Annotated in this window: 20 protein-coding genes; 8 read left to right on the top strand and 12 right to left on the bottom strand. The window is 47.7% G+C overall.

Going from position 1 to position 20,925, the window contains the following annotated elements; all coding sequences use genetic code 11:
- Nucleotides 1–40: 40 nt before the first annotated feature.
- The 3 genes from BUB81_RS20980 to efp all read right to left on the bottom strand — a co-directional run bounded on the left by BUB81_RS20980 (nucleotide 41) and on the right by efp (nucleotide 4,305).
- The gene (locus BUB81_RS20980; protein ID WP_073325317.1) at nucleotides 41–2,473 is read right to left on the bottom strand and encodes a TonB-dependent receptor; all 2,433 of its coding nucleotides are present in this window, start codon (nucleotides 2,471–2,473) and stop codon (nucleotides 41–43) included.
- Nucleotides 2,474–2,711: 238 nt separating this feature from the next.
- Entirely contained in the window at nucleotides 2,712–3,686 is a 975-nt protein-coding gene (epmA, locus tag BUB81_RS20975; protein WP_073325316.1) for an elongation factor P--(R)-beta-lysine ligase, read from the bottom strand.
- 49 nt (nucleotides 3,687–3,735) lie between these two features.
- Nucleotides 3,736–4,305 (bottom strand): elongation factor P, encoded by a 570-nt coding sequence (efp, locus tag BUB81_RS20970; protein WP_073325315.1) that lies wholly within the window; start codon nucleotides 4,303–4,305, stop codon nucleotides 3,736–3,738.
- 34 nt (nucleotides 4,306–4,339) lie between these two features.
- Between efp and epmB the strand changes: the two genes are divergently transcribed.
- The gene (gene epmB, locus BUB81_RS20965) at nucleotides 4,340–5,392 is read left to right on the top strand and encodes an EF-P beta-lysylation protein EpmB (protein WP_073325314.1); all 1,053 of its coding nucleotides are present in this window, start codon (nucleotides 4,340–4,342) and stop codon (nucleotides 5,390–5,392) included.
- On the opposite strand, the gene BUB81_RS20960 is transcribed toward epmB, so the two are convergent.
- Nucleotides 5,383–5,574, bottom strand: a complete 192-nt coding sequence (locus tag BUB81_RS20960; protein WP_073325313.1) for a putative motility protein — start codon at nucleotides 5,572–5,574, stop codon at nucleotides 5,383–5,385. The genes epmB and BUB81_RS20960 overlap by 10 nt on opposite strands.
- Nucleotides 5,575–5,687: 113 nt before the next feature.
- Between BUB81_RS20960 and BUB81_RS20955 the strand changes: the two genes are divergently transcribed.
- Nucleotides 5,688–5,999, top strand: a complete 312-nt coding sequence (locus tag BUB81_RS20955; RefSeq protein WP_073325312.1) for a primosomal replication protein — start codon at nucleotides 5,688–5,690, stop codon at nucleotides 5,997–5,999.
- A gap of 29 nt (nucleotides 6,000–6,028) precedes the next feature.
- On the opposite strand, the gene BUB81_RS20950 is transcribed toward BUB81_RS20955, so the two are convergent.
- The 7 genes from BUB81_RS20950 to nudF form a co-directional block, all read right to left on the bottom strand.
- Complete coding sequence (locus tag BUB81_RS20950; protein ID WP_073325311.1) at nucleotides 6,029–7,321, bottom strand: YfiM family lipoprotein; 1,293 nt, start codon at nucleotides 7,319–7,321, stop codon at nucleotides 6,029–6,031.
- A gap of 25 nt (nucleotides 7,322–7,346) precedes the next feature.
- Nucleotides 7,347–7,997 (bottom strand): HAD family hydrolase, encoded by a 651-nt coding sequence (locus BUB81_RS20945; RefSeq protein ID WP_245819314.1) that lies wholly within the window; start codon nucleotides 7,995–7,997, stop codon nucleotides 7,347–7,349.
- A 29-nt stretch (nucleotides 7,998–8,026) separates the two neighbouring features.
- The gene (parE, locus tag BUB81_RS20940) at nucleotides 8,027–9,919 is read right to left on the bottom strand and encodes a DNA topoisomerase IV subunit B (protein ID WP_073325309.1); all 1,893 of its coding nucleotides are present in this window, start codon (nucleotides 9,917–9,919) and stop codon (nucleotides 8,027–8,029) included.
- Between the two features lie 131 nt (nucleotides 9,920–10,050).
- The gene (locus BUB81_RS20935) at nucleotides 10,051–10,635 is read right to left on the bottom strand and encodes a YqiA/YcfP family alpha/beta fold hydrolase (RefSeq protein ID WP_073325308.1); all 585 of its coding nucleotides are present in this window, start codon (nucleotides 10,633–10,635) and stop codon (nucleotides 10,051–10,053) included.
- Complete coding sequence (locus tag BUB81_RS20930) at nucleotides 10,632–11,363, bottom strand: metallophosphoesterase family protein (RefSeq protein ID WP_073325307.1); 732 nt, start codon at nucleotides 11,361–11,363, stop codon at nucleotides 10,632–10,634. The genes BUB81_RS20935 and BUB81_RS20930 overlap by 4 nt, the downstream gene beginning before the upstream one ends.
- Nucleotides 11,360–11,758 (bottom strand): DUF1249 domain-containing protein, encoded by a 399-nt coding sequence (locus tag BUB81_RS20925; protein ID WP_245819315.1) that lies wholly within the window; start codon nucleotides 11,756–11,758, stop codon nucleotides 11,360–11,362. The genes BUB81_RS20930 and BUB81_RS20925 overlap by 4 nt, the downstream gene beginning before the upstream one ends.
- A 43-nt stretch (nucleotides 11,759–11,801) precedes the next feature.
- Nucleotides 11,802–12,422 carry an ADP-ribose diphosphatase gene (gene nudF / locus BUB81_RS20920; protein ID WP_073325305.1) on the bottom strand — a complete coding sequence of 207 codons (621 nt, stop codon included), beginning with the start codon at nucleotides 12,420–12,422 and terminating at the stop codon, nucleotides 11,802–11,804.
- 313 nt (nucleotides 12,423–12,735) lie between these two features.
- Between nudF and tolC the strand changes: the two genes are divergently transcribed.
- A complete protein-coding gene (gene tolC / locus BUB81_RS20915) occupies nucleotides 12,736–14,106 on the top strand; it encodes an outer membrane channel protein TolC (protein ID WP_073325304.1) in 1,371 nt (456 codons plus the stop codon).
- Between the two features lie 45 nt (nucleotides 14,107–14,151).
- On the opposite strand, the gene BUB81_RS22220 is transcribed toward tolC, so the two are convergent.
- The gene (locus BUB81_RS22220) at nucleotides 14,152–14,322 is read right to left on the bottom strand and encodes a hypothetical protein (RefSeq protein WP_175555848.1); all 171 of its coding nucleotides are present in this window, start codon (nucleotides 14,320–14,322) and stop codon (nucleotides 14,152–14,154) included.
- Between the two features lie 83 nt (nucleotides 14,323–14,405).
- Between BUB81_RS22220 and BUB81_RS20910 the strand changes: the two genes are divergently transcribed.
- Genes BUB81_RS20910 through BUB81_RS20890 form a run of 5 tightly spaced genes read left to right on the top strand, consistent with a single transcriptional unit; the run spans nucleotide 14,406 to nucleotide 20,887 of the window.
- Entirely contained in the window at nucleotides 14,406–15,125 is a 720-nt protein-coding gene (locus BUB81_RS20910; protein ID WP_084526783.1) for an ion transporter, read from the top strand.
- Nucleotides 15,073–16,626: a site-specific integrase gene (locus BUB81_RS20905; protein ID WP_073325303.1), complete on the top strand. Its 1,554-nt coding sequence runs from the start codon at nucleotides 15,073–15,075 to the stop codon at nucleotides 16,624–16,626. The genes BUB81_RS20910 and BUB81_RS20905 overlap by 53 nt, the downstream gene beginning before the upstream one ends.
- Entirely contained in the window at nucleotides 16,616–18,466 is a 1,851-nt protein-coding gene (locus BUB81_RS20900) for a hypothetical protein (RefSeq protein ID WP_073325302.1), read from the top strand. The genes BUB81_RS20905 and BUB81_RS20900 overlap by 11 nt, the downstream gene beginning before the upstream one ends.
- The gene (locus BUB81_RS20895; protein WP_073325301.1) at nucleotides 18,463–20,430 is read left to right on the top strand and encodes a hypothetical protein; all 1,968 of its coding nucleotides are present in this window, start codon (nucleotides 18,463–18,465) and stop codon (nucleotides 20,428–20,430) included. The genes BUB81_RS20900 and BUB81_RS20895 overlap by 4 nt, the downstream gene beginning before the upstream one ends.
- Nucleotide 20,431: 1 nt before the next feature.
- Complete coding sequence (locus BUB81_RS20890) at nucleotides 20,432–20,887, top strand: hypothetical protein (protein ID WP_073325300.1); 456 nt, start codon at nucleotides 20,432–20,434, stop codon at nucleotides 20,885–20,887.
- Nucleotides 20,888–20,925 lie beyond the last annotated feature (38 nt).

Raw genomic sequence — 20,925 nt, 5'->3', positions numbered from 1 at the left:
AGGCGGCACGAGGGCCGCCAAACTATTGGAAAACGTTCCGTTAAAATACCAAGCGAGTACCTACTGTAAAGTTTCTGCCCGGCAAGGGGGCCTGGTCTTTGATAAATGACGTGTGAACCCGTGCCTCTTCATCCAACAGGTTATTCGCGCGTGCATACACAGACCATTCGTAATTGCCTGGAATGATATATTCCACAGAGGCGTCCAGCATGGTGTAGCTGTCAGTGGTGGTTTCATAAGACGCCACTTTGTCTTGTTCGTCATACCAGGTAATCGAGACATCAGCACTCAGGCTTTCATCCTGATAACTCAGGGTTGAGCCAAGACGCAGCGGAGGAATACGAGGTAAGTCCTCACTATCAATTTTAGCTCTTATGTAATCACCGAATAAGCTAACACGCAGAGTGTTGGTAACATCAATAAAGCCTTCCGCTTCCAAACCGTATAGCTTGGCGTCAGCCTGACGGAAATAATAGACCGGCAAACCTTCCTCTTCGTGCTCAGCTTCTTCTTCCACGCCCTCTTCTTCATGCTCTTCGTGTTCGCTTAACGCAATCAAACCGGTAGCACTTTGATAAATATAGTCACTGGCATCGTTGTAGAAGAATGAGAACGTATATCCGCCCATGCCGGAAAACTTACGGAAGGTCACATCCAGGTTGGTGCTAACCTCTTCTTTAACCGGCTTAAGCGTATCACTCACTTCACCTTCTTCGTCCATATCAAACACAAGGCCAACTTCAAATGTTTGGGTAGCCAAATGCTGACCAGCAGAGAACAGCTCTTGCTGACTTGGCGCACGTTCGTTACGTGACAGGGTGACGGCTAACGAGTAGCCCGGGGTATATTCCCAGTTCACACCGGCAGACAACGAGCTGCTTACAAAGCGGTATTCATCGAAAGAGAAGGTATGTCCGTGCTCTTCTTCATGCTCGCCTTCGTGCTCATCTTCATGTTCTTCGTCATGATCCAACTCTTCGGCTTCCAGTTCAAAGTCCATGTCCTGTGCAGTGTATTCCGTGGTTTCAATTCGACCACCAAATTCGAAGGTCGCAGAACCGACTTTCTTTTGCTCAATCAGGAAGATTGCCGCACTCTGGGTTTCGGTGGGTGGCGTGAACGCTTCTTCCCCGTCAGCGGTGTAGTCACTGTTGTGATACTGCACACCAATCACACCATGCCAGTCGGCGATGTCTTTATGGTGTGCAGTTAAACGCATATCACTGCCTTTGTTAGTGAACCGCGTGCCTACTTCGTCACCTTCCAACTCAACGTGCTCATAATCGGTATAAGACGCAGCAAACTTAACCGTACTCAGCCCGGCCATAGGTGAATACCATTCACCCGCCGCCTGATATCGGGTCATGTCGACATCCAGACGAGTCCCCTCTTCTTCGTGTTCCTCTTCCTCATGGCCTTCTTCTTCACCTTCTTCATGCTCTTCCTCATGATGGTGATGATGCCCAGGCACGCCATACAGGTTATCCAGTTTTTCTACTGCAAAGCCGAAATATCCTTCATCGTCTATTAGTGATAAACCCGCCGTAATATTGGTTGTATCCATCTGGCTGTTTTCAAGAATACCGCGTTCTTCATCTTCATCCGGTTCTGCCGAGGCGAAACCCGGAATGTCGGCATTTCCCGTCTTACGGCTGTATCCGTCTACGTGAAAGGCAAAGTTGTTCTGGCCACCGTTTAGGTTAAAACGGCCATATTTGCCGTCGTTCACGGTTGCATAGTTTGCTTCTACCTCACCTTCTAACTCAGCAGGTACTTCAGTAGGAATGCGTTGATCAACGACGTTAACAACACCGCCAATGGCGCCACTGCCATATTGCAGCGTGGCCGGGCCGCGCAAAATTTCAACTTGTGTAGCACTGCTGCTGTTGGCTGCGACGTTATGATCCGGACCAATGCGAGATACATCAGATACATCAAGGCTGTTTTGAACGATCTTAACTCGTGGGCCGTCATTACCACGAATGACCGGGCTGCTTGATACCGGTCCAAAATAGGTGCTGTGAACGCCGGGTGTTTTCTTTAAGGTTTCGCCCAGTGTCTCGGCCTGTATTTTACGAAGCTGATCCTGACCAATCACCGATACCGGCGTTACCGATTCGAGTACTGAAGAACCCAGGACACTGGCAGTGACTACAATGTTTTCCACTGACACTGGCGTAAGCGTAAAGTCGACAACCTGGTCAGTACTCACATTGCCGAGGTCATTATCACCGTGCACGTACTCTGATGAATACACATGCAAGTGGATATGCTCAATTTTCACGTTATCAAACTGGTATTGGCCCTGTTCGTTCGTAAAGGTCACCTCCTTAGATCCTTCGATACGGACCTCTGCACCCTTTACGGGTTGGCCTTGCTGATTATTCACTGTGCCTTTTACAACCGTTGCCATGGCGGCTGGTGAACCGAGTGCTGCCATTACGGCTAAACCGATAAGTGTTTTGTTCTTCATTGACTGCTCTGTGCTAAATACTGGAATACATTCGCCTCGACTGAGACGTTATAATATAACATTACCCAATTTTGACACAGATCGTCAACTGTCATTCACCGGTAATTGTTTACGGGTTATCGCTCTGAGGCGGCAAATTATGCCAAAACAGCCTGTTCAGATATTCAATAATGCCGCTCAGAACACACTATTCAGCAGGAAATGAAAAAAGAAAGAGAAACGAAAGGTATGGCGCGTGTTAAGCCCGTGCAACCGGGAAAGCCAGCACGTCTTCAATGTGTTGTGCATCGAGTTTGATCATAAGCAAGCGATCCACACCTAAAGCAACGCCGGCACATGCGGGTAAGCCAGACTCGAGCGCAGCTAAGAAATGTTCATCAATTGGCTTGGACGGTAAGCGGAAGGTGTTACGCAAACGGTTGTCTTGCTCGAAGCGCTTGCGCTGTTCTTCTGCGTTTTGCAATTCGTGAAAGCCATTGGCAAGTTCGGCGCCTTTGTAGTACACCTCAAACCGATCTGCAGTGCGCGGATCCTGTTCGTTTAGCTGAGCAAGCGCAGCCTGTGAGGCCGGGTAGCCGTAAATGAAACAAGGCATTTGCTGGCCAATTTTCGGCTCTATTTCGTAGCTGAACAGCAGTTGTAACATGCCGTCGCGGTCGATTGGATAGTCATCGCTTAAATCGATATTGCAGCGATTAAATACCGCTGCAATTTCAGCTGTTTTTGCCGTGAGCGGGTCCAGCGACAAGTATTGGAGAAACACCTGCTGATAACTCAACGTTTCTGTGTCTGGCACATCAAGGACCGCCTTAAACAGGTCGCTGACTTCCTGCATAAGCGTATGGTGATCAAACCCAACCCGGTACCACTCCAACATGGTGAATTCGGGATTGTGCCAACGCCCCTGCCCTTCGTGCCGATATGCTTTGCCCAACTGATATATGCAGGTTTTATACGCTGACAACAGGCGCTTTAACGCAAATTCAGGCGACGTCTGCAAATACAAGGTTTCGGGTTTACCTGAACTGCTGTGATTGAATTCACAGGAAAAGGCATCCAGGTGCACATCGGTTACCGTGCCGTGAGACAGCGTCGGCGTATCGACTTCCAGTACATTGCGGCTGGCAAAAAACTGGCGAATTTGCTGATACAGTTCAGCGCGTGCTTTAAGTGCTTGTAACGATGCAGTGGGGTGCCAGGCAGGCTTTGACATGCAGAATGCTCAGGAATAAGCGCAGGCAAGGTGCCTGCGCAATACATAGTTATTTTTGTGCGCGTGACACATATTCACCGGTACGCGTGTCTACTTTGATCACTTCACCGGTTTGAATGAATAAGGGTACACGAACTACCGCACCGGTAGACAGTGTAGCAGGCTTACCGCCGGTTCCCGCCGTATCGCCTTTCAGGCCAGGGTCAGTTTCGGTGATTTCCAGCTCTACGAAGTTGGGTGGTGTTACCGTAATAGGTGAACCATTCCACAGTGTGATGGTACAAACGTCGTTTTCTGCCAACCACTTAATGTTCTCACCCACCGCTTTTTCGTCAGCAGCGATTTGTTCGAATGTTTCATTGTTCATAAAGTGGTAGAATTCACCGTCGGTGTACAGATAAGCCAGTTCCGTATCCATTACGTCTGCGCCTTCAACTGATTCACCCGAGCGGAAGGTTTTTTCCAGCACTTTGCCAGAAATAAGCTTACGAATTTTAACGCGGTTAAACGCCTGGCCTTTACCCGGCTTAACATATTCGTTTTCTAGAATGTTGCATGGCTCGCCGTCGAGCATGATTTTCAGGCCCGCTTTGAACTCGTTAGTGCTGAAATTAGCCATAATTCCTCAATAACACTGATAGGTTTTAGTTTTAGTGGCGCAAATAATACAAAAAAATCGCTTAACTGTAGAGCAAAACTGGCAAAAAGAATTGGCCATGAGCTTTACTGATCCTATTTCATTGCTGCAGTACCTTCAAATCGACAGCAGCGATTTTGCAGCTGACGCCGAAGCACGCCGTTTATTTCCCATGCGCGTGCCGCGTCATTTTGCCCGATTGATGGAAAAAGGTAACCGTCACGATCCGTTGTTACTTCAGGTTCTGCCTGACCGCAAAGAGTTCTTAACGCCCCCGGGGTTTGTATTGGATCCACTGAGCGAACACGATACCGCCGGTCGGGGCCTGCTGCACAAATATAATAGTCGCGTACTTATGATCGTGCGAGGTGGCTGTGCGGTAAACTGTCGTTACTGTTTCCGTAGGCATTTCCCCTACAGCGATAACAGCCTGTCGAAACAGGAATTTGCCGCGCATATCGACTACCTTGCGGCCAACAGTCAAATCAATGAAGTCATTTTTTCCGGCGGCGATCCATTGATGGCGAAAGACACACATTTGGCCGACATGGCCCGGCAAATTGCCGACATCAGTCACATCAAACGCCTGCGGATCCATACACGACTGCCCGTTGTGCTACCGGAGCGATTGGACAGCGCCTTTTTTGACTGGTTCGCCACCAGCCCTCTGCAACGTATTCTGGTGCTACATGTCAACCACGCAAATGAGTTATCAACTGAGCTAGTTAACCGTCTGGCAACGCTAAAACAGGCTGGGGTGACGCTGCTGAATCAGGCCGTGTTACTGCGCGGTGTAAACGATACTGCTGACGCACAGGAAGCACTCAACGAAGCATTGTTTGACGCGGGTGTCATGCCTTATTACCTGCATACGCTCGACAAAGTACAAGGTGCGGCGCATTTTGATATGACATTGGATGAAGCCAGAGCACTGATGGCAGAAGTAATAAAGCGTCAGCCAGGATTTATGGTCCCCAAACTCGTTACCGAAATTGGTGGCCAACCTGGCAAAACGCCGGTCGACTTACGTCTTCATCCGCTGGAGCAAAGCCCCATTAATCACGCATAGGTATCGATGTTGGCGCCGATAGCCGGATTGGCGGATGTGGTTTTTGGTACGTCAGCGGCTGATTCCAGCAACTGAAGCGTAGCCTGACCATCTTGCTTCTGCTGGTCTTTGGCCAGTTTCAGCGATGCCAACTCAAGCGACGCACCGGACGTTCCAGAGGCGTTTGCACCTTGAATATCCATACCAGTTTCCTTATTTGCTTGTAGCAATGTTAAAAAGTGGGCAGAATTGCCCACCTCATGGCTGTATCGGCCACACTTTAGTTAACTTTAATGAATTTTACAGGAGCGCTCACTTGGATTCTGTACATCAGCAATTACAAGAAACGCTGCAAACGTTATATCGCAAAGCGGTAGACGCCGACGCACGACTGGACCAGCTTCAGCAACAACAAAAAGGCAAGTTTGCGGCGATCTTTGCCGAAGACAGCGGCTTCACTACCCGCGCTAAACGCTTCTCACCGTATGTAGAAGAAATTGCGCAGGATTGGCAAGCGTTAAAAACCTTACCAGAAGACGAAGCCAAAGCGGCACTGGTGCCGCTGGTAAAGAAAATTGAACTAGCGTTAGCCACACTTGGGCAGTTTACGGCCGTTTCTCAAAAATAACTCTGGGGCCTGTTTTTTTTGCTGACCAGCTAATTACCGGAGCCGGTGTTTAGCTGGTACAACGCCAAATTGTCGATGCGCTGCTGAATGTCGGCTACCTGTTTACGGTAAGCCGGACTGTCCACTTCGGTATAGCGACGACGAAATTCTGCTTTACTGAGTCCTTCAGGCAGACCACCGATATACGGCAGGATATCTCTTTCCCGAAGTCGCGTTTCTGCCATCGCCTGCACCTGTTGCGCGCTGTTAGGATCGCTGGCCACTCGGGCAAATGCCATACCCGACATATCGGCAGCCAAGTCCACAAAACTGTATCCACTGCCCCCCATTGCCCGGTCCATTAACTCTTTAAACTCACCAATGGCCAGTGTCATATTTTGCTGAGACAGAATTTGTATGGCCGCTGAAATTGTAAAGTGCTTGGCTAAATCATTGCGCTGAGCCAGTACTGCAGGCGCTCTTGGCTCTGCAACATCACCAGGGGTGGGATGACTGGCGCCTACCAGTTGGGAAATTCGGTGGTCGCCAAGATAAATAGCCAGCGACAACAACGCGGCCTGGTTGTGTATAACCGCAGTAGACTCATCACTCAAAGCGGCTGCTCGGCTTAATACCAGATTAAGATACTTGGCAATGGTTTGCGGCGTGGGTGAATTCCCCAGCGGAGAATCGTCTAAAAAGGCCAGATACGATGTAGTCAATTCGCCTAACGGATCTTCGCCATCGCTGATGTTTTCCCGCGCGACATCAATTTGTGCCAACAGCTCATCCAGCGGGCGCATATCCAGCGTAAGTTCTGCGTCTGTCATCGTAACGCGGGTAATTTGATTGGCAGCCGTGCTTGCAACATCGCTCTTTGTGAATTTATCCACCAGCCATACCGCAATATTCAGGGCGGTATCGCCGGGGATGATTAAACTGCCAATGCGTACATAATCAATGTCGACGCCATCGGCAGGAAATACCTGAGCAGTCAGGTTGATAAATAAACTGTCTGCCGGCGCAGGCAGCGCCATACTGGCCTGAATTACCGTTTTACCCGGATCAATCTCCACTGCCCCCTGAAAGCCGGGCAACGCTCGTTGTGCAAAACCCATAAGACTTTCAAATTGCGATTCAGAGATCAGCACTTTTTGCTGCGCGTGGCGGTCTTCGACACTGTTTTTTAACTGCTTTAGCAGGTCCTTAACCGTGTCGGCATTGTCTACTTGCCGGGAAGACTCCCGCGTTACAATAGGTGACTGATCGAGGGTTAAAAATGCTAAACCGGCTATCGCAATCAACAGCGTCAGCAGAATGATTAAAAATAATCGACGAAACATGTAAGCGCGACTCTCCGCTTCTGAATTATAAACAGTCTATTTCAGCACGAACCCAGTCAGACAGATTCGAATACTGGGCACTGGCAGCGCTAAAGTCATGCGTCTCTGACTGCGCTGTTGGAATAGCAACACAACGCAACCCTGCCGCAACTGCCGCTTTGAGGCCATGCTCGGTGTCTTCAACTGCCATCGCCTCAGACGCCGACAGACCCATTTCGTTCAGGGCTTTTAAATAACAATCCGGCGCCGGTTTACTACGCTCCACATCTTCGACGGCAACGACGCACTCAATGATGTCTTCATAGCCGTAGCATTCCATAGTGCGCATAACCGATAACCGGCTCCCGCCGGTGACAATCGCTAGCCGCAACCCTTTGTCCTTACAGCGCTTCAGCGTATCGTCGGCACCAGGCATTAAAGGGAAAGGGCCTTTCATAAGGTGCGCTTTTGTAAGTAATTGCTTACTTTCAGCTAATTCTTCAGCAGAAATAGGAAGCGTGAAGTCCCTTACGGCATCAATCGCATTCTGCGGAACCGGAATACCGGCCATGACGTCATTGTAGTACTGTTCGGTAAGTTCAACCTGAAACGGGCGGAGCACTTGTTGCCAGAGGGCAAAGTGCACCGCTTCTGAGTTGATCAGTGTACCGTCGTGGTCGAATAGAATTGCTTTCAAATCGTTGCTCATCCCTGATAGTGAGGTGGTTACACCACCTCTGCCATATTGCCTTTGCTTTCCAGCCACTGTTTGCGGTCGCCGGAGCGCTTTTTGGCCAACAGCATATCCATCATTTCTAACATGTCGTCGGCATCGTCAGCGGTAAGCTGTACCAAACGACGGGTGTTCGGATCCATGGTCGTTTCGCGAAGCTGCAATGGGTTCATCTCACCCAGTCCTTTAAAGCGTTGTACGTTAACCTTGGCTCTGCGCTTTTCCGCTTCAATACGATCTAACACACCCTGCTTTTCGGCTTCATCCAGCGCGTAAAAGACTTCCTTGCCCACGTCAATTCGAAACAGTGGCGGCATGGCAACATACACGTGACCAGCATTCACCAGAGTGCGGAAATGGCGTACAAACAAAGCGCACAATAGTGTGGCGATGTGCAGTCCGTCTGAATCGGCATCAGCCAGAATACAAATTTTACCGTAGCGCAGGCCCGACAAATCATCTGAGTCAGGATCAATGCCCAGCGCTACCGAGATATCATGAATTTCTTGTGAACCCAGAATCTGACTGGAGTCGACTTCCCAACTGTTCAGGATTTTACCGCGCAGCGGCATAATGGCCTGGAATTCACGGTCACGAGCCTGCTTTGCAGAACCACCCGCTGAGTCCCCTTCCACCAGGAACAGTTCAGAGTAATTAATATCCTGCGACGAGCAATCGGTAAGCTTACCCGGCAATGCCGGGCCCTGCGTCACCTTTTTACGGGCAACTTTTTTGTTCTGACGTAAACGTCGCTGTGCATTGTTAATACACATTTCGGCCAGCGCTTCAGCGACATCGGTATGTTGGTTTAACCACAAACTAAATGCATCTTTTACCACGCCAGACACAAAGGCTGACGCCTGACGCGAGGACAACCGCTCTTTCGTTTGCCCGGCAAACTGTGGGTCATGCATTTTAGTAGACAGAATATAGGTACAACGGTCCCAGATATCATCGGGGGTGAGTTTCACGCCACGAGGCATAAGGTTTCTGAATTCACAGAATTCCCGCATGGACTCAAGTAAGCCTTGGCGCAAACCATTGACATGTGTTCCGCCCTGCGCCGTTGGGATCAGGTTAACGTAACTTTCAGTGACCAGGTCACCGCCTTCAGGCAGCCACATTACAGCCCAGTCCGCCGCTTCACCATTTCCGCTAAAGCTACCGGTAAACGGCACGTCTTCCGGCACGGTAATAAATTCTTTCACCGCGCTTAACAGGTAATCCTGTAACCCATCTTCGTAGAACCACTCGTGGGTTTCTTTGTTTACCTTGTCGTCAAATTTAATCCGCAATCCCGGACACAACACAGCTTTTGCACGTAGGTTGTGGCGCAGGCGCGATACGGAGAACTTGGCAGAATCGAAATACTGTGGATCTGGCCAGAAACGCACGCTGGTACCTGTGTTGCGGCGTCCGCATGTGTCAATAACAGACAGGTCTTCGGTTTTATCGCCGTCACCAAAGGCAATGAAATACACCTGGCTATCGCGTCGAATGGTCACTTCCACCCGGGTAGAGAGGGCGTTAACCACCGAGATCCCTACGCCGTGCAAACCACCGGAAAACTCGTAGTTTTTATTTGAAAACTTACCACCCGCGTGCAGCTTGGTCATGATCAGCTCCACACCCGAGATACGTTCTTCGGGGTGAATGTCTACGGGCATACCGCGACCATCGTCAACCACTTCCAGCGACTGGTCTTCATGCAGAATCACTTTGATATTCGATGCGTGGCCCGCCAGCGCTTCGTCCACACTGTTGTCGATAACCTCCTGTCCCAGGTGATTGGGGCGAGCGGTATCGGTATACATTCCCGGGCGGCGCTTTACCGGCTCCAGGCCGTTTAACACCTCAATTGCATCAGAATTATATTGATTCGACATAGTTGTGATTGTTCTTCGTTGTCTGGTGTCTGTATTAGTCAGTGCTTGAGCTTAGCTGTAGAAGCCGGGCTGAAAAACTGCGTTGTTTTCATCGATGTTATCAGGCGCTTAGAATAAGCGCAATTTCGTCATTATACCGACAACAAAAACGCCATAATGGCGGGTAAATGCTGATCGTAATTGACGAAGCTGTGGTCGCCGCCTTCCTCTACCACAACATCTGCGCCCTGATAGTGTTCTACTGCTAACCGGTAATCCAATGTTTCGTCACCGGTTTGTAGCAGCACTTTAAAATGCGCAGGGTTAGCAATATCCGGCACATAGAGCTGCTTAATATGCTCAATGTCTGATTGCTGAAGCGTAAACTGCTTTTTGGTGTAAGGGTTAATGTGGTCGCCCAAATAGCCGGCCAGCAACTCAAAAGGCCGAACCGCAGGATTGATCAGTGCTGCTTTGCCACCGAACTTTTCCATTAACCAGGTCGACAGGTAGCCGCCCATGGAACTACCAATCACTTTTAGTCCGTCTTGGGTTAACGCAGGGTTTTGCGCTATTAAGGTTAATAGTTGTTCCTGCAATTGTGCGGGGTGATTCGACAACTCCGGACACACAAATTCGATGTCAGGATACTGTTCAGACAAATAGCGACGGGTTTGCTGCGCTTTTACCGACAGCGGGGAACTTAAAAATCCGTGTAAATACAATACGGCACTCATGCCACTCTCCGTATTTCAGTGTGTAATGTTGAAGTTGATAAATCGAATACCCGAAAGCCTGGTGCCGTCTCGTCCAGATCAAACGCCTGGGTTAAAGCCCATTGCCAACAGGTCGACGGCACGCCCAACACTGGCGTGTTGGCTAACTTAGCTTGGTATTCTGCGTGAATGTGTCCGTGCACAACAGCCTGCACCGGGTTTTGCGTCAGCCAGCGTTCCAGTTCCGGCACGCCATGTAAGGCGTGTTTGTCCATCCAGCTTTGGGTTGCAACCGGGTGGTGATGAATTGCCAGTAAGTGCTGTTTGTTTGCATGCTTTTGCATTTGTGCGCTGACTTGTTCTAGTTGTATCGCATCTATTTTGCCTAAAGTACCCGTTGAGCGCGTATCGAGCCCGTGAATACACCATTCACCCAGTTGCCAGCAGTTATCAGGCGTGAGTAACCAGGGAGACAGTAAGGTATCAAACAACGCATTATTGTCGTGATTACCGGCAATCACTTTTACGGGTATATCGGGTAAATGTTGATTAATAGCCTGAATAAAATGCTGATAACTTTGTTCAGAATCATCGCCGCTAATATCACCGGTTACTAACACTCCGTCGACATCCAGTGATACAACTGTCTTCAGTACGGCTTCTAAACTCTGTAGCGGATTAATATCGCCATAGCCACTTCGCGCCGGGCTTTCGAGTAAATGGCAGTCAGAAATTTGAATCAACGTCATTGAGGTTGAGCGATAGGCTGGGCATCGTGGTTAAGACAAAAATGCAACCACTCAGTGAGGAACAAGTTCACCATGTGCTTTTCGTTGCGCAAGCGCATCTTCGCATTGGGGTATTCGTAAGAAGGAGCTAGCGCGCCGGCATTCTGACTTGATGTGACTTCAGCCATTCTGGCATCGTGATACAAGCGCACTGTCATGGCTGGCTTCATGAAGTCCGGGGTGGCAACATCCACCTGCTCTATTGCTAATGTACTGGTATAGCGCGCTGATTCGATGATTTGAATTTGATAGCTCAGGCCTTTACCAGCGCTGAAGCGGTAGATCAGCTCTTCAGTGTCACAGTCTGGTAGCATCGACAACAAATGTACGTAATTACGCTCGCAGATTGCCTGCAGCGTGGGAAGGTTGGGTACATATTTACGCAATGGAGTTGCCACGTTATTGCCAGCTCGCCAGTAAAGAGTGTTTATTCATAAAAAACCATTGTAACGCAATAATGGCCGCCGCGTTGTCTATTTTGCCGTTTTCCAACCACTCACGCGCGTCTTTTTCTGCTACCCGGTGCACTAAAATATCTTCTGATTCATAGGCTAAACCATGTACGCCTGACGCTTTAGTGGCGTCTGTTTTGGCCATATAGATATGCAATCTTTCCGTTGTTCCGCCCGGGCTTGCCAGATAACTGAGCGCTTTAGACAGGTGTGTTAATTCTATGCCGGCTTCCTCAGCCGCTTCGCGGTGGCATACTGACTCCTGAGTCTCTCCTACATCGATAATCCCGGCAATGACCTCAATGAGCCAGGGTGTGTCAGAGGTAGCCATTGCACCCATACGGACCTGCTCAATGAGTACGAATTCTTCTGTTTCAGGATCATAAGGCAGTACAGCGACGGCGTGGCCCCGTTCAAACATTTCCCGCCTGACGACATCACTCCAGCTACCGTCATACTTTTTATGGCGGAACTCATACATCATCATGGTAAAAAAGCCTTCGTATAACGGCTTTTTATTCAGAATTTCGATGTCAGCTGAGTTGAAACGCTGAATTTTCGCTTTCATTGCATTCTCTTTTGTTAAGTAAACCGGTTAATATACGAATTTGATCATTTACGATCATCCGTGTATTTATAATTTAAGTAATACACATTGAGTGGGCATAACACATATTCTGTTACACTTGCTCAAGCTCTGTTACGTCTTATAAGTATCTTTTAGTCGTTGACTTACTTAGAGTACGGAACAGATCATGGAATCGTATTCAATGGCGTTGAGGTGCGCGTTACACGAAGTAACTTTTTGCACCTTACCACCGTAAAAACAGTCCATCAACACACCTTGGATACGCAAAACAATTGAGATTGAAGGCGCACAAATGAAAAAAACACTGATATCACTAATGCTCGGTTTCGGGATGACTACACCGGTATTAGCCGATAGTTTATTGGAAGTATATCAACAAGCCCTTGCAAACGATCCGGTAGTAAATCGTGCCAAGGCGCAACGTGATGCCGCTTACCAGGGGATCCCTCTAAGCCGTGCTGCATTACTTCCACAAGTTTCAGGCTCTCTGGGCTACTCAAAATCATCGCGTGAGACGACGCAGACTATCCAGGTAGACAATGACGACGGCTCTACTGGGTTCAACATTGTAAACGTTGATATCGACAGTAACTCAACCAGTTACGGTATCGATTTGAACATGTCATTGTATGATCACTCAAACTGGTTAGGGCTGGATCGCGCAGAACTTACCGCCGAACAAAGCGACGCCACGTACGCAGCCGCAACGCAAGAACTCATCGTTCGCACCGTGACTGCCTACCTGAACGTACTGCGCGCCCAGGATAACCTCAACTTTGTACAGGCAGAAAAGCGCGCTATCGAGCGTCAGCTGGAACAAACTAAACAGCGCTTTGAAGTGGGCCTGACGGCGATTACTGATGTTCACGAAGCACAGGCCAATTACGACAGTACCGTTGCTCAGGAAATTGTTGCAGAAAATCAGATTGAATTGGCGCGTGAAGCTCTTCGCGTGATCACGGGTAAATATCACGACCGTTTGTACGTTCTGAATACAGAACGCTTTACGGCAACCGCGCCGACACCGGAAAGAGTAGATGGCTGGTTGAGTATTGCTGAAAATGCCAACCTGACACTGTTAGCACAACGTCTGGCTCTGGACGTAGCGAAAATGGATATCGACATCGCGACTGCGGGTCACTATCCAACCGTTGGCTTAAGTGCGTCTTACGGTGCATCTAAAGGCACTACGGAGTCACCTTTCTTCAGAAACAGTACGCCATTCTTCGACAGCCAAAGCATTGGTGTGTCTGTGAATGTGCCTATTTATCAAGGTGGTTCTGTCTCGGCTCAGGCTGACCGCGCGCGTGATTTGTACGTATCGTCAAGTCAGGATCTGGAACTGGCCTACCGTCAAACAGTTCAGTCTGTGCGCAGCTCCTTTAACGATGTTAAAGCGTCTATTTCTACCATTCGCGCTTTAGAGCAGGCGGTTGTGTCTGCAGAAAGTGCCTTAAAAGCCACTGAAGCAGGTTTTGATGTTGGTACTCGTACCATCGTTGACGTATTAAACAGTACGCGTAACCTGTTCAACGCTCGCGCCAACCTGTCGGGTGCGCGTTACGATTTTATTCAGGCCATGGTCACGCTTAAGCAAGCAGCGGGTAACCTGAAAGCTGAAGATATCGAGTTGTTAGAACAAGGTATGAAAGCGGCGGATTAATTCTTCGCCGGAGCTTAATTTCAAAAGCGCCCTGTTGGGCGCTTTTTAGTTTATGTGCTGTGCTTCGAAAGTATCTGACAGAGATTCCAAGTCTTCTAAAATATCTTCCATAACCACTTTTAACGCTTTTATTTCATCAACGCTGGAAGAGTAGTTATCTAATTGGTGATTCAAACGGGATAATTTAGCTTGCAAACTCTTATTGCTCTCGTCCATGATACAGCCTGCTCCTGATGGAAGTGATTTACACTTAAGTATAATCCTAAATAGTAACAATTCTCAACATTTACACTTCAACTATGCAAGCCTCACAACTACAAAATCGTTTTGAAAAAATCCGCTCTAACAAAGCGTTTGAGCTATTTGTTATCGGCGTCATTCTGTTTTCGGCCCTGTTAGTAGGTGCTAAGACATACGACATGCCCAGTACTGTTAACCAGATCACCAATCTGCTTGATTGGTTTATTAGTGCATTTTTTCTGGTTGAGCTGACCATTCGTTTTTTAGCCGAACGAAGAAAACTCGATTTTTTCAAAAGCTTCTGGAACTGGTTCGACACCATTATTGTTCTGGTGAGTCTATTGCCACTGGAGAATAGTGACACAGCATTAATTGCGCGTCTGGTGAGGGTTTTCAGGGTATTGCGGATGATTTCAATTATCCCTGAACTACGCATATTGCTGGTATCGCTAATGAAAGCCTTGCCGCAGCTTGGGTATGTCATGTTGCTGATGTTTATCATCTTCTACATCTACGCAGCGATAGGCAGCACCCTGTTTGAACAAATCAACCCGGTGCTTTGGGGTGACATCACTATCTCGCTACTGACCTTGTTCCGGGTAATGACCTTCGAGGACTGGACCGATTACCGCTACACATTTTTTTCAAAAATACATCCATACACATTTGACAGGTTGAGAATTTTCATTAAGGTCGTGTTTAATACACGGCCTTTTGGGATGTCCCATGACTCTTGTCTACGAAGTCAAAACAACAGAAATCAAACCATATACGTATAGAACTCCACTGGTTTCTATCGACGATGATGGACAACCGCAAATGGAAGAATCCAGGCTACATCCTGTTCACATCAAAAAGCTCACACTACTAAATCTCGTTGGCAGAAATGAAAATGGAGACATCGTTTCATATGAGCCAATGGAGCATGTTAATCGCTTCCTCATGTCGCATCATATTGATGAGAACAAACAGGAGTCGGAGCAATACAGTAAGGCACTGCTTCACTTCTTCTCGTTCTTAATCAGTCTTCAGGAGCTTTGGGATAACGAGTATGACGAAGACCTTTACGATGAGTTGGTAGACCTACCCAGACCAACCTGGGATTCGTTTCCGGTACGCAAAAGCCAAAAGATTACGTATCTGTACCGCGCAGCACTTAAGAAGGCTGTGTTGGAAGAGACAGACCCTAACAAGCGAATAGCGAGAACAACTGCAACTGCCTACATGAATGCAGTCGTTAAGTTCTACTCCTTCCACATTCGCAACGGCTATCAGTTTAACAACCCTCCGTTTGAGCACGAGGTCGTCACTGTTCACTATCAAGCATCAGGCACTAGCATGAAGGCTTACATGTCCAGAGACGTCCACACTACCGATTTGAGACTAAACTTTGGCAAGTCAAAAAGAAACGAAGGCGGGGCGCTACCATCGTCTCGTAGGGACTTAATACCTCTCACTAACAATGAGTGGGCAGCGGTTGAGCATATCCTTACCCAAACTCAGACTGTGCTCAAAAACATCGGTGGGGAGGTGAAAACTGCCAAACTACCTATCGAATACTGCTTGTTTTTCCTCATCTCCAGGTACACAGGACTGCGAAAGGAGGAGGTTGCCAGCCTGCATCTGGGTCAAGTCGTCAAGCCTGATAGGAGCAAGCCTTACATGCGTTTGGGTGTCGGCGGTCAATATGGTTCTCTAACCAAAACAAAAGGCGGTGGTAACAAGTCCCGCAGGACAATCATTCCCACTCGTATCATGCAGCTTCTGTACGAATATACGTTGACTGACAGGTACAAGAAGCGTCTGAAGGCTTTTGAGGATATGTGTCAGACCGAAAGAGCTGAAGGTAAGGATGGTCTCTTTGAGGGTGACGATGCTATCGAGGAAGGCAAGAAGTACCTTTTCATTAGTACCACAGGGAAGCCTTTCTTCACTAAGTTAAGCGAAGCCAACACGCGATGGAATGAAATTCGGAGCACCGTTGAAGCGACAACAGGCAAAGCGCTTGATGGTGTCATCCATAACCTTCGAGCGACTTTTGCGGTATCACTGTTCCGTTCCGCACTGAAGCAAAACATAGGTTCAGATGAAGCCTTGGCTCAGGTTTCGGAATGTCTTGGGCATGAGGATGTCGTGACAACCAGTAATTATCTCAAAATAGCCCAGGACACGCCGACAGGCGATGAAATCTACGAAGACATTTTGGATTACGCGGGAGTCTTCGATGACTTAGAGGCAGAAGCATTAGCGTTACAGCTCGGAGAATCAAGTGAGCAATAGCCGGACAAACAAAAGAAAAGCCCTGCAACCATCGAAATCAATGGTCAGGCAGTCTGGTTCTGTTGAGCCTTTGCGCATTGAGGACATGGTAACCAACACCCCATCATCCACTCTGTACTTCAAACGACTCAAATATATCGGCTGTCCTAAATTGAGCAACGGAGGCTTTGGGAAGTTTATTCCCAAATTCAAAGAAGGAGTAGAGCTGATTGACGCAAAGCGTGACGATTTCATTAGGGAGTGCTATCAGCTCTTTGAGGGCATTAACACCAATTCAGCGTACGAGTATTTCAGCGGTTTAGTCTATTATCTCGTTTGGGTGGATGATTCAAATGTAGCAATACCCGAAGATGGACACCTGGCGTGGGAACTGATTGATAAATACATGGGATGGTGCCAACAACAATATAGATTAGGATTGCTAACACGCTCTCAGTTCAAATGTAGAAAGGGAGCTATTTCGTGGCTGTTGCGGCAAAATAATCGTCGGCACGATGCAGAGAAGCTTCCATCAATTAAGAATGTTAAGACTGACACTGAAACACTCGATTTAGAAACTGAATTAAAGCCTACTGTTAAAGCCCTATTCAGTGCTTACTTCAGTTTGTTAAATCATTTTAGAGCAGGGAGCATTCCGTCAAAGCACCCACTTTATGACGAAAGCCTTATCGAACAAGAGGCGAAAAAACAAGGCGCAAACGGAAAGCAGCTCAGAGGGAGAAAAACAGCTTTTGCACATGCCATGAGAAACGCCCTCCCCAACAAACCCATCGTCGAGTTAGCAATGATGTTGACCTATATGTTCACAGGCATGAATTCAACCCCCTTGGCAGATATGCGAATTTGCGATGTGTCTTTTCGAGAAGTACAAGGTGGTAAGTATCTGTTTAATTCAGATAAAGGTCGAGCCAATTATCAGGAACAAGATAACACTATAGGGTTCAGTAAGCACGCCAGACGATTTATAGAAAGCTGGCTCGACATATCGAAGCAACTGGCAAATGGAGATGATAACGCCTACTTGTTTCCCTGTTTTACGATGGATGGCCGTGCAATATCTTACTCGCAAGGCTCGAAGCAACCACAACAGGCTATAAATAGACTGTTGAAGCACCTGGGGCTTACCACAATCACCCCTTCCAAATTTCGAAAAACAAGATCCGATATCCTCTTTCGCGTAACGGAGTCGGTATACCTTGTAGCCATGAGTAACAACAACTCACCGGAAGTCACCGCTAGGACATACATTTATGGTACAGACAAAGAGCACGAAAACAATCTGAGTGCTGCAATGAACGCAAAGTATGATGTCGCGAAAGGGAAAAAAATCAAAGAGGCGGTTAGCGAAGCCAAATACAAATACGGTGACATCCTTGATAACTACGAATACCAGCGTCTGAGGCAAGGGCAGGACAGAACGCACGAAGCACGAACACCGACTGGTGCGCGTTGTAACGACAGCCGTAAGGGCGCAGGTTCAATCATTGAAAAGTCGCTCAGGCGAGCAGGAGTTGCAACGGACAAAAGCGAATCAGCCTGTACCGATTTCCTTTCCTGCTTTAATTGTCAGCAACACACTTTCGTTACTGATGTGGAAGATATCTGGCTGATGCTCAGCTTCAAAGATACGTTGCAGCAGTTGCAGCAAACGCCTGCCATCAATTCGATGCCCGAACGCAAATACACTGACCTGTACAATACAGTAGAAAGCATCCTTAACGGGTTTAAGGTCAAAAATGAGAACAACTACCAACAGGCTCTGGAGAAACTAATGGATGCTCCACACCCCTTATATTCTACCGTGTATAGCCTAAATGACTTACTGGAGACGTTCAGTTGAACACGACTCATCATATAACACTTAGCACCATACAAAAGGTCGATGGAAATGCGCCAGTAACTCTGAATCCAGATGGCACAACACTTAGCCGGATATTTGATGTTGTTTGGTATTTCTCTGGGCAAGAGCAGAACAAAGTAAATAGCGTCCTAACTGTCACTTTCGGGTACATTGACACTGAATACCGTCAGGATATTCAAGCGGCGTTAGCGCTTATCATGAACGCATACAAGGAGCGAAAGAGGACTGTTCCTTCTCGCAGCCAAGTTCGTCAATGGAAAGATGGATTGTTAGACGTAAGGCAATTTCTTGGAAGTAGTGATTGGGGAAGTCTATCTGATGATGTTATCTATAATCGATTCAAACGCTCTCTAAAGAATCGCATTAGAGAAAGGATGTGGAGCAAGGGAAAAGCTAACTTAATTGCGACAGCTTTAAATAAGCTTAGAGAGTCAGGCTTATCCAGCAGAATTCCAGACTGTAAAGAGATTAAAAGCTGGGTAGTTAAAGAGCGCCAACAACATATTGCAATTCCCATTCGCATGTACCAACAGATAATCGCACAAGCCATTGATGTCGTGGAAACATATCATCCACACCGCTATGCGATTAGCGAAATTCAAACTGTCGTTGATGAAATTCATCGAGAAGAGAGTGCGCGTACGGATGTGAAGCCTACTTCCGCGAATGGCAGAGCAGCATATCGCGTGAGTGAACTGCAACACGCAATACCCAATTACAAACCATCAAAGAAGGGAACGAATTTGCGTAGAATTCTGGATGCGTGTGCGATGGTAGCATTAGCTTTTAGCGGTGTGCGTGTGGGGGAGCTTATAAGCATGAACAAACATAGTTACGAAGAAAAAGGCGCTAGCGCCATCCCCACCCTTGTAGGCGAAGAGACGAAGCGAGAGGGTCTACCCATTCGAGAAACGTGGCAGACTCACAGAGTGGTGAAAGATGCGCTGGAGCTAGCCACCGACGCAACGCAATATCTTCGCGACATATACACTTCAAAAAACAATAAGAACCTCAAAGATGGAAGCATAAGTCAGGAACAATATAAACACTACGTGAGGCAAATTAACAGTGCGTTCCTAGCCACCCAATGTGAAAAAGTGAAAACGAGTTATTGCGGAAGTAACGCGGATAGGACGTTCAATACGTTTATAGCAAGCTCAGGTATTGTTGCCACACAAGCGGATGTGGAAGAGTTTGACCGCCTTAACCCATCTCGTAATGGACAACTCATGGTGGGAGGTACTCTTCCTAAACTTACACCTCACGACTTTCGCCGAAGCTTTGCCGTGTTCTTTAAGCGTTACGGTTTCGGCTCCTCTGCAACTATCAAGTTCCAGTACAAACACCGTAATATCAATATGTCTAACTATTACAGCAACAATGCCCAATTGCAGAGAATGGAAGATGTGCTTTTGGACAATGATTTACTGGCTCTGTTGAACGAAGAAGGAATTCGCATGGGCGTAGACATTTTCGACGAAATCTACAATGAGTCAGAGCAGCTTGGCGGTGCCGGAGGAGAGCGGATTGCTAAGGATAAATTTGAAAGGCTTCGAAGTGGCGAGCATGTCTATATGACTCGTAGTGAGATAGATCGCCTGGTGAGAAATGGCACCTTGTCCGTAGTTAAGCTGCCGACAGGCGGCTATTGCACGAACGCCACTTGCAGCAGAGTTTGTGGCATTGGTGAATTTACGACAGAAATCAAACCCTGCGAGCACCAGGTCATCACGGATAATCAGGCTAAGGTCATCCTCAGGCAAAACAGACGCATCATCAAGGCATTCAGGGAGATGAATACTGGCGACCCCATGATGAACAGCATACTCATCGGCCAGAAGCAAAAGATTAAGCGCAATGAGCAAATGATAAAGGACTTCAATCTTAGCTTCGAACCTTTCGACGATAAGATAAAAGGCATCATAGAGACTGCGGGGGCATAACATGGCATCGAGAAAATTAACCGAAGGCAGATTGCGAGCGGCTTTACAGCGATTACTAGATGGCAAACCAGAACGCCTGGAGAAGGTCGGCAAGTTATCATTGAACAAGATAAACAAAGAAGCAGGCTTAAGTCATAGCTACATAAACAAGTTTAAGGACTTCGTTGAGAAGGTAGCTGAGCCAGCAATTGCAAAATACAACGAGAATTACGATCCGCTCGCAGAGCAATTAAAGTCGGGCACGACAGAAAACCTGAGCGATACGGATAAGCTCAGAGGAAAGCTAAAAAAAGAAATCGCCCTGAAGGAGCAGTACCGGAAGGAACGTGATGATTCAGACGTTGCAAGGAAGTTGCTAGAAAAGCAAATCAGTACCCTTATGTTCAGGGTGTATGAGCTGCAAGATGAACTACGCCACAACAATGTCGTGAGCCTATCAAGTAAAAATCAAAAATAAGATATGCTGCATCATATTTTGATTTTGACATTCCTAAC

Source organism: Marisediminitalea aggregata (genome assembly GCF_900129565.1).
GTDB classification, from domain to species: domain Bacteria; phylum Pseudomonadota; class Gammaproteobacteria; order Enterobacterales; family Alteromonadaceae; genus Alteromonas; species Alteromonas aggregata.
Note: the sequence above shows the minus strand (reverse complement) of the source record. Positions and strands in the feature narration are given on the sequence as shown.